Source organism: Pseudoalteromonas sp. S3260 (assembly GCF_005886925.1).
Taxonomy (GTDB): Bacteria; Pseudomonadota; Gammaproteobacteria; order Enterobacterales; family Alteromonadaceae; genus Pseudoalteromonas; species Pseudoalteromonas tetraodonis.
Genome location: NZ_PNCV01000067.1, coordinates 1 through 13,650, shown reverse-complemented (window position 1 = coordinate 13,650; position 13,650 = coordinate 1). Strand labels below are relative to the sequence as shown.

8 protein-coding genes, 1 other RNA gene and 1 pseudogene are annotated in these 13,650 nt (G+C 42.2%); 3 read left to right on the top strand and 7 right to left on the bottom strand.

All coding sequences use genetic code 11. The features are described 5' to 3' along the window. The 4 genes from CWC14_RS11880 to fabB all read right to left on the bottom strand — a co-directional run. A partial coding sequence (locus CWC14_RS11880) for a FimV/HubP family polar landmark protein (protein ID WP_283957451.1) occupies window positions 1-2,461 on the bottom strand: 2,461 nt, incomplete at its 3' end. A gap of 349 nt (window positions 2,462-2,810) precedes the next feature. After that, the gene (locus tag CWC14_RS11870) at window positions 2,811-3,827 is read right to left on the bottom strand and encodes an aspartate-semialdehyde dehydrogenase (RefSeq protein WP_138563085.1); all 1,017 of its coding nucleotides are present in this window, start codon (window positions 3,825-3,827) and stop codon (window positions 2,811-2,813) included. Between the two features lie 45 nt (window positions 3,828-3,872). Further along, window positions 3,873-4,994, bottom strand: coding sequence for a 4-phosphoerythronate dehydrogenase (locus CWC14_RS11865; protein WP_138563084.1), 1,122 nt, complete (start codon window positions 4,992-4,994; stop codon window positions 3,873-3,875). 108 nt (window positions 4,995-5,102) lie between these two features. After that, window positions 5,103-6,314 (bottom strand): beta-ketoacyl-ACP synthase I, encoded by a 1,212-nt coding sequence (fabB, locus tag CWC14_RS11860; protein ID WP_138563083.1) that lies wholly within the window; start codon window positions 6,312-6,314, stop codon window positions 5,103-5,105. Between the two features lie 179 nt (window positions 6,315-6,493). On the opposite strand from fabB, the gene mnmC reads away from it, so the two are divergent. Continuing rightward, the gene (gene mnmC / locus CWC14_RS11855; protein ID WP_138563082.1) at window positions 6,494-8,503 is read left to right on the top strand and encodes a bifunctional tRNA (5-methylaminomethyl-2-thiouridine)(34)-methyltransferase MnmC2/FAD-dependent 5-carboxymethylaminomethyl-2-thiouridine(34) oxidoreductase MnmC1; all 2,010 of its coding nucleotides are present in this window, start codon (window positions 6,494-6,496) and stop codon (window positions 8,501-8,503) included. Between the two features lie 290 nt (window positions 8,504-8,793). Further along, complete coding sequence (locus CWC14_RS11850) at window positions 8,794-9,429, top strand: SDR family oxidoreductase (RefSeq protein WP_138563081.1); 636 nt, start codon at window positions 8,794-8,796, stop codon at window positions 9,427-9,429. Here CWC14_RS11850 and CWC14_RS11845 read toward each other — a convergent pair. Both CWC14_RS11845 and ssrA read right to left on the bottom strand, forming a co-directional pair. Next, entirely contained in the window at window positions 9,422-10,180 is a 759-nt protein-coding gene (locus CWC14_RS11845) for a sulfite exporter TauE/SafE family protein (protein ID WP_138563080.1), read from the bottom strand. The two genes, CWC14_RS11850 and CWC14_RS11845, sit on opposite strands and share 8 nt — an antisense overlap. A 207-nt stretch (window positions 10,181-10,387) precedes the next feature. Then, window positions 10,388-10,744, bottom strand: a transfer-messenger RNA (tmRNA) gene (gene ssrA, locus CWC14_RS11840). 249 nt (window positions 10,745-10,993) lie between these two features. Here ssrA and CWC14_RS11835 point away from each other — a divergent pair. Then, window positions 10,994-12,618: pseudogene (locus tag CWC14_RS11835) on the top strand (flagellar assembly protein A). Window positions 12,619-12,680: 62 nt separating this feature from the next. On the opposite strand, the gene rnt reads toward CWC14_RS11835, so the two are convergent. Continuing rightward, window positions 12,681-13,355, bottom strand: coding sequence for a ribonuclease T (rnt, locus tag CWC14_RS11830; RefSeq protein ID WP_010388028.1), 675 nt, complete (start codon window positions 13,353-13,355; stop codon window positions 12,681-12,683). Between the last annotated feature and the right edge of the window lie 295 nt (window positions 13,356-13,650).

Here is a 13,650-nt window from a genome sequence, read left to right as displayed (position 1 = left end):
CAAGTTCAGGCTGATCTTTAAGCTCAGACTCTGATTCAAGTTCAGGCTCAGCTGCAACTTCAGGCTCAGCTGCAACTTCAGGCTCAGCTGCAACTTCAGGCTCAGCTGCAATTTCAGGCTCTGCTGCAATTTCTGGCTCAGCCTCGATTTCGGGCTCTGCTTCAAGTTCAGGCTCTGCTTCAAGTTCTGGCTCTGCTGCAGCCTCTGGCTCAGCAAAAGATGAAGCGATAGATTCTACATCTTCACTATTTAACTCTTCTTGCGCGTCAGTTAAATCTTCAATTGAGTCCGCCAATGCATGATCTATTTCAGAATCATGAACATCACTTTCTGGTTGCTCAGTATCTAGTACATCGTCACTATCTATTTCGCCCTCTTCAACTAAGCTATCGATATCAGGCTCTTCAGTTTGAGCTTCAGTAGTTGGTTGCTCAGCATCGAGCAATTCATCAATATCAACTTCATCGTCTTCATCAACTAAGCTGTCGATGTCTGGCTCTTCAGTTTGAGCTTCAGTAGCTGGTTGCTCGGCATCGAGCAATTCATCAATATCAAACTCGTCGCCCTCTTCAACTAAGCTGTCGATATCTGGCTCTTCACTTTGCTCTTCAGTAGCCGGTTGCTCAGCATCGAGCAAGTCATCAATATCAAACTCGTCGCCCTCTTCAACTAAGCTGTCGATGTCTGGCTCTTCAGTTTGAGCTTCAGTAGCTGGTTGCTCGGCATCGAGCAAGTCGTCAATATCAAACTCGTCGCCCTCTTCAACTAAGCTGTCGATATCTGGCTCTTCACTTTGCTCTTCAGTAGCCGGTTGCTCGGCATCGAGCAAGTCATCAATATCAAACTCGTCATCTTCTTCAACTAAGCTGTCGATGTCTGGCTCTTCAGTTTGAGCTTCAGTAGTTGGTTGCTCTGCATCGAGTAAATCGTCAATATCAAATTCGTCATCTTCATCAACTAAGCTGTCGATATCTGGCTCTTCGCTCTGATCTTCAGTAGTTGGTTGCTCTGCATCGAGTAAATCGTCAATATCAAATTCGTCATCGTCTGCTGATGTGTCAGTTGCCTGCTCATTATTTTCATCGAGTAAATCATCAATGTCGAAGTCTTCGCCCTCTTCGGCGAGCTCTTCACTGGGTGCAGCCATATCATCATTCGATTCACCTTGGGGTTCATCTGGTAATGAATCGTCATCTTCTTCATCAAACAGGCTATCTAAATCATCCGCACTTAAAATATCATCCGATTCGTCAAGATTAATCGTATCGCCCGTGTCATCTTCATTTGAGCTATCAAAGTCTTGTTGCATGAAAACATCAAGTTCATCGCCCTCAGTATTTTCGTCTTCAAAAACAACATCATCACTGAGTAGGCTTTCTAACTCATCTTGATCTAATAAACTGTCGTCATCGAGATCATCGTTTAAATCAACATCATCATCGAGTAAAACGTCATCCATGTTATCGTCTAGTTGCACACTTATATCATCAAGTGGATCGGGGGCTGGCGCTTCATCAAGAGTGGGCTCTGGCACTTCATCTATCGGATCAGTAAACGCTGGATCTTGAGGAATAAACTCATCATCGTCACTTTCAGGCTCTTGGTTATTACTTCGCTTACGCAACCACATAACAACGGCAAAAATGATCAATAAAGCCGGAATGGTCATTAATAAAATCAGCACTAAAGGATTCGAAAGTAGCGCGGCAAAGCTAAATTCACTCTCTTGCTCTACCTCTTTTAATTTTTGCTGCGCAATAATCTCATTTTGCTTAAGGATTAATTCTTTTAACTGTTGTTGAATTTCACTATCTTGGCCTAGTTGTAAACGAACGTTTTCTAACTCGTTTGAAATACCTGCCAGCTGTTTTTTAAGGTTGTTGTTTTCAACTAAAATCTCTTCTACGTTGCTAACCGAACTTTTAAACTGCTGCTGAAGCTCAACTAATTTATTACCTTGATCTGTTTTTATCGCTTTTAATTCTTGTTGTAATTCTTTTTTAGCTTCATCAACGTCTGCTTTGCGGGCTTGGGTTACTTGTGTTTGTGCTGAATTGATCTCTGCTTGAGTGAGTGTGCCATTTTTCTTTTTTTCCCACAGTTCATCGTCTTGCTCAGAACGTTGCTTAGCTAATTGCGGGTTTACTCGTCTAATTTCTGCCAAAGTAGGTATTTTTAAATACGAACCGCTTCGCATATGATTTAAATTTTGTTCTAAAAATGAGTTGGGGTTTTTGTTATACAAGGCTTGCATAACTTGGTAAATGCTGACTGAGTTATCAGGACGAACCTTAACGGCAATGCGCCAAAGTGTATCGGTTGGTTTTATTGGCCCAATAGAACGCCCCTGTGCGCCGTAATCTGCGCCTTTAGGCCCTCTTAATTGAGTACTGTCTTGAGAGTAAACAGTCGTTACCATCAGTGCAGACGCTAATATAATAAGTGAAACGAAACCGCGCATGCTGATCCTTTAATGTTTAAATGTTAACACAGCGCTTTCAATTGGCGCTTAAACATTGATTATTCTTGCCGTTGTTAACCACGTGGCTAACGCACATTTTTATTACAATCTATTTTTACTGCAAGCTCTATTCCAGTTACAAACTATAAACCAGTTAAGCCATAATATCCATCGCAACGCATTGAAAATAAATACCTTAAACATCAAGATAAAAATATTTTTATGTTGTTTATCAAAGTGTTTACACTACTGTTGTTTATAAGTGGCAAAAAAATGGCAATTTAAGCACAAAAAAACGGCAAGCCACTTTGGTTTGCCGTTTATTGGATTATCACTGTATTCTGGCTAATTACATATAATTAGCAATCAGTTCTTCTGCTATTTGCACACTGTTGGTTGCAGCCCCTTTACGGGTGTTATCACTTACTACCCACATATTTAATCCATGTGGGTGTGAAATATCGGCACGTAAACGGCCAATGTAAACAGTGTCGTTACCACTAGCATCCGACACAGCCGTTGGGTAGTCGCCAGCATCATCAATTAGCTCAACACCTGGCGCATCACTCAATAGTTGCTTTACATGCTCAAAGTCATAAGGCATGCGCGTTTCTATATTAATTGACTCAGAGTGACCAAAAAACACCGGTACACGAACACAAGTCGGGTTTACCGCAATGGTTGTATCGCCTAAAATCTTATGCGTTTCGTTTACCATTTTCATTTCTTCGCGTGTGTAGCCATTGTCTTCAAAGCTATCGATTTGCGGTATTACATTAAACGCAATTTGCTTAGGAAATATTTCGTTTTCCATTGGGCGTGCATTCATTAAATTTGCAGTTTGTTTAGCCAGTTCATCAACCGCTTCTTTGCCTGCACCCGACACTGCTTGGTAGGTTGAAACGTTGATACGATCAATACCGTAGGCATCATAAATAGGTTTAAGCGCGAGCATCATTTGAATAGTTGAACAATTAGGATTAGCGATTATATTACGGTTTCTAAAATCGGCTAAACTCGCTGCATTCACTTCTGGCACAATAAGCGGCACTTCAAAGTCATTTCTAAAGTGAGATGTGTTATCAATAACGATACAGCCAGCGTCTGCGGCAATAGGGGCGTACTTTTCAGACACACTGCCACCTGCTGAAAATAAACCGATATGCGCTTGGCTAAAGTCAAAGCCTTCAACATCACGTACTTCTATGGTCTCACCACGAAACTTTATATCTTCGCCAGCACTGCGGCTGCTTGCTAATAAAAACAGCTGATCGACCGGAAATTTACGATCTTCCAAAGTTTCAATGATTTGACGACCTACAAGGCCTGTAGCGCCGAGTACGGCAACGTTATATTTTTGCGACATATTTCATCCTCTGTAAGCACGATTAAAACAACCGTGCTAATTAAATTAGTTTGCTGTAGTAAAACCAAGCTGCGCAAGTGCAGCAAGCTCGGTGCTATCACCTTCAACCACCACGGTGCTAAACTCACGTCGGGTTGGATAATTTTTTCGTAAACTGTCAAAGCCTTCATCGGCCAAGTGACGCAGTAAAATGCCATCATCACGGCGTACGTCATAAACTAAGTGCACTAAACGGGCGATGTCTGCCTCAGTAAAACTTGACGCTAAGGTAACGCACCCAATGGCTGCTGGCGGTAAAAAGTCGCTAAGTGACTTATTTGCCTCCACCCCTTTTAGCTCACACAAGCTTTGATACAACATTTGTGTACCCCGAGCTTTACCCTCAAGAGTATGTCCGGCAATGTGCACACTGGCATAGCGAACATGCTCAAGTAACTCGGTTAAAATGTTAGGTTCGTTTTCCCACACATCCAACACTAAATCGAGCTCAGCGCCTGCTTCCATCACCTCAAGTAATGCTTGATTATCAATCACATCACCTCGGCTGGCGTTAATTAAAGTAAGCCCAGGTTTAAGCGTAGTTAAGCGCTTTTTATCAAGCATGTGCAGTGTTTTATGCGTACCTGTTTTTACTAACGGCACATGAAACGTGACTATATCTGACTGCGCTAATAGCTCATCAAGCTCAACGTGCTCGGGTAATAGCCCTTGCTCATGCTTTATTGGGTCGCACAATAGTAAATTAACGTTAAGTGCTTTTAGCTTGTGCGCGAGGCAACTACCAATATTACCCACACCCACAATACCAATTGTTTTCCCGCTTAATGGGCTGGCGTTTTCTTGACTTAATGCAAATAAACTACTGATCACATATTCAGCAACCGCAATCGCATTGCAGCCTGGTGCACTGGTAAAAGCAATATTTTTTGCGTTAAGCAAATCGGTATCAATATGATCCACACCAATAGTGGCTGTACCTACAAAGCTTAGCTTATTAGCCTGTGCTAATAATTCACTATTGACCTGCGTGACTGAACGAGTGAGTAATACATCAACATCAATGAGTTGTTCTGGAGTTAATTGCCTGCCATCAAATCGTTCAACCTCACCCATATCTTTAAAGAATTGCTCAACTAAAGGCATATTTTGATCGGCAAGAATTTTCATTGTGAATCCGTTTGGCAAAATGAGACCCTATTGTAACGAACAACCGCCTATTTGCACAAACGAAAAAGCCGAGCATTTTGCTCGGCTTTAAAATAGTTAAAGGTTTACTTAGCCTTTGTATTTGCTCATTACTAATGTGGCATTGGTGCCGCCAAAACCAAAACTGTTAGACATAACCGTATTTAGTTCAACGTCTTTTGCTTCAGTTATAATATTCAAGCCTGCCGCTTGTTCATCTAACTCATCAATATTGATAGATGGCGCAACAAAGCCATGCTCAAGCATTAATAATGAAAAGATAGCTTCGTGTACACCTGCCGCACCCAGTGCATGGCCTGTCATTGCTTTAGTGGCACTGATCATTGGCGAGTTACCACCAAATACTTCTTGAATAGCGCCCAGCTCTTTCACATCGCCTACGGGTGTTGACGTACCATGGGTATTCAAGTAATCAATGCTATCAACGTTTTGCATTGCTTGGCGCATACAACGTACCGCGCCCTCACCCGATGGTGCAACCATGTCGTAACCATCTGAGGTTGCGCCGTAACCGGTAATTTCAGCGTAAATATGCGCGCCACGAGCAAGTGCATGTTCAAGTTCTTCAACAACCACAATACCGCCACCGGCTGAAATTACAAAACCATCGCGGTTTGCATCGTAGGTGCGCGATGCTTTTTCAGGTGTGTCGTTGTATTTAGTAGAAAGCGCGCCCATAGCGTCAAATTCCATCGCTAACGTCCAGTGAAGTTCTTCACCGCCGCCTGCAAAAATAACGTCTTGTTTGCCTAGTTGAATTTGCTCAACGGCATGGCCAATACAATGCGCAGAAGTTGCACACGCAGAACTAATAGAGTAGTTAACGCCTTTAATTTTAAATGGCGTTGCTAAACATGCAGAGGTGGTGCTCGCCATAGTACGTGGCACCATGTAAGGGCCAACGCGCTTAACGCCTTTTTCGCGAAGGATATCGGCCGCTTCTACTTGCCATTTTGATGAACCGCCGCCAGAACCCACTAATAAACCAGTGCGCTCGTTTGATACTTGTTCGTCGCTAAGGCCCGCATCTTCAATCGCTTGTGCCATTGAGATATAAGAATAAGCCGCTGCATCACCCATAAAGCGCATTGCTTTGCGATCAACATGCTCTTTAACATCAATATCAATTTTACCTGATACATTGCTACGCAATTTGTAATCAGCAAATTCTTGATTAAAAGCAATACCGCTTTTACCCGCTCTTAGTGACTCTAATACTTCTTCTTTATTATTGCCGATGCTTGATACAACACCGATGCCTGTTATTACGGCTCTTCTCATGGGTAATTCCCTTAGCTTAATACTTAATTGTGTTCTATTTTACGCGAATTTAATCACCTAAGTGGTCAGCTTTCTAGCGTACACTTGTACTCTGAACCTACAGCTTATAAATAACGCCAGACTATTTCAAAGAAAACACGTAAAATAATTAAAAAATTATCTATAAAATTGAATTGGTCATGATAAAAAACGCCCACATACACTTTAATGATTTAGGGACACCGGTTGCTAATGACTTTGATGATGTTTATTTTTCTAATGACGACGGCCTCGCTGAGTCTCATTATGTGTTTTATCAACAAAACAATATAGAGTCACGGTTACAAAATCATGACCGTGAGCACTTTGTTATAGCCGAAACCGGTTTTGGTACAGGGCTTAATTTTTTAAATGCATGGCAGCAGTTTTATGACCACCTGCAATGCCCACAAGTTCAAAGTCAACAGTCTAATAACGTGCAACGACTGCATTTTATTTCTTTTGAAAAATATCCACTTAGCGTAAATGATTTAAAACAAGCCTTGCAAGCTTGGCCTAGTTTAAGTCATTTAAGCGCCCAACTCGTCTCCCACTACCCGATTAATTTAACCGGTTGTCATCGCCTTGAATTTGCCAATGGCCTTGTGGTGCTCGACCTCTACTTTGGTGATGTGCTGGAATGTATTAATAGCATGAGCTACCCACAAAGTGGACTCGTTGACGCATGGTTTTTAGATGGTTTTGCACCGAGTAAAAACCCCGACATGTGGCAGCAAAGTGTATTTAACGCCATGGTTGATATTTCTAGAAGCAACGCGACATTAGCCACGTTTACCGCTGCGGGCTTTGTTCGCCGTGGTTTAATTGAAGCGGGCTTTAGCATGCAAAAAGCTAAAGGCTTTGGCCGAAAACGAGAGATGCTAGTTGGCACACTCGCTCAGGCTAATTCAAAACAATCGGCCCCCGCCTATTTTGAGCATCACTTCTCTCCCCTTACCAATGTGGCTGTTATTGGCGGTGGTATAGCCAGCAGTTGTATTCTTTATAGCCTTGCGAAACGCGGTATACCAAGCCACTTATTTTGCCAAGATAAACAACCGGCCATGGGGGCATCTCACAATGTACAAGGGGCGATATATCCGCATTTACAAGCAAAAAATTCGCCACACAGTGAACTATTTGCCCATAGTTTTTTATACGCAAAGCGGCTTTACAATCAATTACTCAACAATGGCTTTTTGTTTGATCACCAGTGGTGTGGTGTGCTGCAACATGCAGTAAAAAAACCATTGGCAGAGCGTCATCAAAATCTCGCTGATAAACAACTGTGGCCAGAACAGCTTATGCGAAATGTGACTGCTAATGAGGGTGATGCTATTGCTGGGGTTAAAACAGGTTACTCAGGGGTGTTTTTTGAACAAGGCGGCTGGGTTAATCCCCCCCAGTTAGTTTGTGCAATGTTAGATGCCGCACAGCAATTAAATGAGTTTGAGAGCCTATTTAATTGCCACATTGAGCAACTTAACAAACAACCCGATGGCTGGTACTTAACCACGCAAAAACAAACATTTGGCCCCTTTAGCGATGTGATTATTTGCGCCGGTGAACACAGTGATGCATTTGCGCAAACTAAAACGCTCCCTATTGTTGGCGTACGCGGACAGGTGTCACATGTTCAAGCAAGCACGCAATCACGTAAGCTAAAAACCGTGTTGTGCCACAAGGGGTATTTCACCCCCGCTTATTTAGATCACCATTGTATGGGCGCCACCTTTGAAAAAAACAGTAAAAGCCGTGAAGTGACCGAGCAAGACAACCACACCAACCGCGAGCAACTGCTGAGTTTTTATAACAACACTGAATTTGCCACCAGCTTAGGCGATATTAGCTCTGCTAAAGCCGCTGTTCGCTGTAGTTTTATTGATCACTTACCTATGGCCGGTGAATGGGTGGAGCAAACTGACTATACACATGCATTTGCTAATTTACGTTTGGGTAAGCGCTATCAATACCAAGCATTAAAAAAACCACAACAGGGCCTACATATTTTTACCGGCTTTGGCGCGCGAGCATTATGCAGTGCACCGCTATCTGCCGAGCACTTAATTAGTAGTTTAAACAACGAACCTCGCCCACTAAGCGAACGCGTAAGCCAAGCTATTCACCCAGGCCGCTTTATTGTTCGTGACCTTATTCGCAATAAAATTTAAAGGTAATAATACCTACAAAGCCCTTTACTGTAATTACCAAGAACGCAGTGTAGGTATTGGCTTATACCACCGTAGCTTTGTAACCGGAGTAAGTATAATGATCGAGTAAAAAGTTCTAAAAAACGCCTTAAAAAATAGCTAATTTTAATACTCAGTTAAGTAATAACTTTTCACTAATATGTTTTTTTAAATAAGCTCGTTTAAATCCCATTTACTCTTTAAAAATAATTTCCTACCCCAAGGTCTGTTTGTACGAACAATCTTTACACTATATTGAGAAGGAATTAATTATGAGTAAGACTTTAATTATTGGCGCAAGTGGTCAAATTGGTAAAATGGCTACCAAACTACTTTTAGAAAATGAGCAAAATGTTGTTGCACTTGTAAGAGACAAAAGCAAACTGCGTGATTTAGATAGCCCATTTTTAAGTATTGTTGAACAGGATTTAGAAGGTGACTTTTCAAGTGCCATTAATGGCTGCGACCAAGTTATCTTTGCAGCAGGTTCCGGTGGAAGTACAGGCACAGATAAAACCGTACTTATTGATTTGTGGGCAGCGACAAGAGCGGCAACTTATTCTAAAGAGCACGGCGTAAAACACTTTATTATGGTCAGCTCTATTGGTGCAGACGATCCTGATGCAATAGATAGTGACTTAAAGCCTTATCTTGTAGCAAAACATATGGCTGATGAGCATTTAATTCACAGTGGACTCAATTACACAATTGTCCGCCCAGGAACATTAACCGACGAAAGTGCCTCTTTGGAAGTAACAACAGAGCGTCCTAGCGATCAGTCAAAGGCTAAAATTAGCCGCGAAAATGTAGCCAACGCATTGCTTCACGTTGCTACAAACTCATTTAATAGCAATCGTATTTTTGAGTTATTTAATGGCGATAAACCAATAAAAGCCGCTATTAAGTAAGCATTACACTCACCCCTTGCCATGCAAGCTGCATGGCAAGCAGAGTTAAAATCACTTTAAAAATAACCCTAAAACGCGCCACAGAGAGCCGCTTAAGTAAACGAATCCCTAACCAGGTGCCAATGGCTCCGCTTAAAATCATCGCCAGTGTTAACGGCAACCATTGCCAAAAACTAAAACCAAGCCCCGCATAAACAACGGCTTTTAAGCTATGCTGCAAGGTCATAATACTTGAAAAAGTCGCGGTAAATTTAAGCTTATCGTAATGATTAATGTGTAAATAACTCGCCACCAGAGGCCCACTTGCTCCCACAAAAGTAGAAATAAATGCCGTAATTACACCCGCTATTAAACGCCCTAATCGTGAGTCTTTATTAAATTCAGGGATTGTTCCCCACAGTAAATAAATCACAAATAAAGCCACAAACAGCTTCATGCTATCAAGGTTAATATCGCTCACTACTTGGCTCGACAACCCGGCACCAATTAACCCACCCAGAGTAAAATACAACAACATCGGCTTATCAAGATGAGCAATACTTAACAATAATCGATTGGCATTAGAGCCTAACTGCACTAAACCATGAACCGGCACTACCACCGCCATCGGCATAACCGACGCCATTACCACCAACAGCATTAAACCGCCGCCCGCACCAAAAGCCGCCGATACAAACGAAGTAACCCCCGCCAGTAAAACCAGTAAAAGCGAAATTAAAGGGGAAATGTGTTCAGCTGTAAAAATATCCATATCAAAGCTCGCAGTTAATCATTGGCTCATAATACAAAAAATAGGTAAGTAAGCGACTAGTCTATTAGTTGTAAGGGGTTCGGGGTTCGCAAGATAAACCAAAGCACAATAAATTCAATAATTTTAGCCATAAAAAAACCCGCGACTTGATTGCTCAAGTTGCGGGTTTTTTAGGGTTTTTAAACAAACGATTTTAAAAACCGTTATTGGTGGAGCTGGGGGGATTTGAACCCCCGTCCGAAAAGCCTCGACCGTCGGTACTACATGTTTAGTATTGTCATTTAATTAACCTTTAAATCCCGGACAAACACGGTAGATAAAGGCGAGGCCGCTTAGTTTTAACGCTTCAACCCCGGCCAGGGTTTCCGTCGCGATCAGGTGTTAGGGTGACACTCCAAAATCCAGTCCACAAGAATACATGGAAGGAGCGCTAGCCAGCCTAAGCTGCTAGAGAGTAGTTATCGTCGTTTGCGATTACTTTAAATTGCGGCTTTTTTACGAGGCAAACCGCACCTCGACATGCACCTCGGGCTTCTTGAATTCCGTCGAATCCTAATCAGCCCCTGAATAAGGTTACTCATTCAGAGCGTACACGCAGTATAACCGAGTAACCTACGAATACTCAACACCTTAGGCGTTTTATTTTATCAATTGGTTAATCATGCATCAAACACACATGTAAATGTAAAATATTGAACAATTAAGAAACAACTACTTAACAAGTGTGATGCTTTATGCTCAAATGCAAGGCTAAACCTTGGTCTAATAAATTATAAAAAATAATAACAGACATATTACCTAGAGGATTTATAAATGTCGGTTTTTTCTTTTGATGAGCAAACGGGTATATCTCTTTGCTCTCCCACCCTAATGTCTCAGGTTTAGCCTCAACAGCAACACAGCTTATTGAATTAATTGGCCAGTCAGAATATTGCGAGTGTGAGGTTATTGTTAGCAATATTGGTAAACTGTTTGCTCAAAATAACGCCGAAGAAGCCCCCTCTTTAGTAATTGCTCAAGCCATTGATGCAAAGCTAACCATTAACATTGATGAAAAGAATATGCTCGTTGAAGCTACCCTTATTACTGCCAAGGGCGGTAAATTGCTTAGCATGGAACAAGCGATTGAAGAGTTCTCACAAGCAGGGGTTGTAAAAGGCATTAGCTCTCATGCATTAGAACAGTTATTGGCGCAACAGTTCGAACAACCCCCAGGAAGTACGCATTACGCCGAAGTCGCTTTTGGTCGTGCACCTAAAGTGGGTAACGATGCCAAATTTGTGCGTCTTTGCTGCACAGCGCAAGACCGCGTACTTAGCCCACAAGCTAAAGGCGGTGGTAAAGTCGATATGAGAAACCTAGGTGATATTATTACTGTAAAACCTGGTTGTGAATTAATGCGGCGCATTCCAGCAACATCGGGGGTTGATGGGTTTACTGTGTTTGGTGATGTACTAACTGCAACCCCTGGCAAAGAACATAAATTACAACCTTTTGACGGCACTAAAATTGCGCCTGACAACCCCAACTTATTAATTGCCGACTGTACTGGCGTACCGGTTGCCCTTCCCCGTGGTATGCGTGTTGATGATGTTTTATGTTTTCATAATATTGATCCCACTACTGGTCATGTTGAATTTGATGGCAGTATTATAGTCAGTGGTGATATAAAAGATGGCATGCGAGTGACCGCCAGCGGCGATATTACTGTTTTAGGCTTTGTTGAATCGGCGCAGCTCAAAAGTGATAGCGCCATCACAATAGTAAAGGGTGCAATTGGCAGAAAGCGAGAAGCCGATGAGCCATTTACCTGTTCTATTTTAGCTAAACGAACCGTTGCGCTTGGTTACTCTCAATACTGTGACATAAAAACGGATCAAAACTTACTAATAGATCGCCAATCATTACATTGTGACTTGAGTGCTGGAAATCTAATTAGGGTGGGCAATACAAAAGATCCTAAAGGGAAAATTATTGGTGGCCATATTCTCGATGCAATGCGCATTGAAACAGGCGAGTTAGGCGCACCAGCAGGAACTAAAACCCGTGTTTGCATCGCACAGCGATGGTATGTGCTAAAACAAAAACAAGCGCAAATCACTGACTTTGAAAAAGTTTTAATCGGTAAGTCAATTGAACTACAGCAAGCGCGCCAGCGAATTAATAAACAAGTTGCAAGCGCACAGCGTCAGCAGTTTTTGAATAAAATAACAACGAATGAAGAACACATAGCAAACCGAAGCGCCAGCATCAATCAGCAAAAGCAGTTACTAAGAAAGAAAATGGCGCAGCTTTTAGCGCTCAGTCGCTTAAAAGTTAATGAGCTTATGCACCCTGGGGTAGAGCTTAAAATTGCACGAGAATCAATTAGCTTTTCGCGTAATTATCCACCACATTTAATCACTCACAGTGAAGGTAAAATAACGCAATCGTTTTAATAACGCATATTAAGACTGGCTCAGCCCAAAAAAGTAAGTATTCACTATTATGAGCTGATTTTCTAATCTTGGTTGCTAGCTTCGTCTTCGCTCTGTTGTGTTTCGTCTACAGCAAGTGGCCAACCACCTAGTTGCTGCCAACGATTAACAATTAAACAGTACAGTTCAGCAGTACGTTCTGTATCGTATAACGCAGAGTGTGCTTGTTTATTATCGAACTCTATTCCTGCTGCGCGACACGCTTTAGCTAGTACCGTTTGCCCTAATGCCAAACCAGCAAGTGATGTGGTATCAAAACTAACAAACGGATGAAATGGTGTGCGCTTGATATTATTACGCTCAATAGCCGCATTTAAAAAGCCGTGATCAAAAGCGGCATTATGAGCAACCACCACAGAGCGCTGGCACCCTGCGGCTTTTTGCGCTTTGCGCACTACTTTACAAATTTCTTTAATCGCCTCTTCTTCTGGGACTGCCCCCCTCAGTGCTGAAAAAGGCTCAATCCCATTAAACTCAATGGCAGCTTGCTCAATGTTTGCCCCCTCAAACGGTTGCACATGAAAATGAACGGTATGATCGATACTAAGCAGTCCTTCGTCATCCATTTTTAAAACGGATGCTGCAATTTCTAGTAATGCGTCGGTTTCTTTGTTAAAACCGGCGGTTTCAACATCAATAACCACTGGAAAAAAGCCACGAAAGCGTTGTGCGAAAAGTGTTTGCTCAGTATTTGCCATAGTATTCTTGGTTTATAGGGATTAGCTGTCTATTATGTCAAAATTGGTGGCCTGTCGGCTAGGGGATTTATTGATTAATTACAGTTAAACTATAGGCATGTTACTTGCTTAGTAATTAGGGTCTGTTGACCTTTGCGGATTAAAATTTGTTCAAGCTAGGGGCGGTTTAATCGCGGCGCGAGGTTTGTAATCTAGTGGGCTAAGTAAAAACCGAGCAAAGCTTCCGCGTCCTGCTCACGCCCCTTACCTACATCCATGTAGGCAACAAAGAGTAAATCGCCCCTAGGCAGAACCC

Bases quoted from the DNA above. Each gene is read 5' to 3' on its own strand.
- CWC14_RS11870 (WP_138563085.1), bottom strand. From the start codon at position 3,827: ATGTCGCAAAAATATAACGTTGCCGTACTCGGCGCTACAGGCCTTGTA.
- CWC14_RS11865 (WP_138563084.1), bottom strand. From the start codon at position 4,994: ATGAAAATTCTTGCCGATCAAAATATGCCTTTAGTTGAGCAATTCTTT.
- fabB (WP_138563083.1), bottom strand. From the start codon at position 6,314: ATGAGAAGAGCCGTAATAACAGGCATCGGTGTTGTATCAAGCATCGGC.
- mnmC (WP_138563082.1), top strand. From the start codon at position 6,494: ATGATAAAAAACGCCCACATACACTTTAATGATTTAGGGACACCGGTT.
- CWC14_RS11850 (WP_138563081.1), top strand. From the start codon at position 8,794: ATGAGTAAGACTTTAATTATTGGCGCAAGTGGTCAAATTGGTAAAATG.
- CWC14_RS11845 (WP_138563080.1), bottom strand. From the start codon at position 10,180: ATGGATATTTTTACAGCTGAACACATTTCCCCTTTAATTTCGCTTTTA.
- rnt (WP_010388028.1), bottom strand. From the start codon at position 13,355: ATGGCAAATACTGAGCAAACACTTTTCGCACAACGCTTTCGTGGCTTT.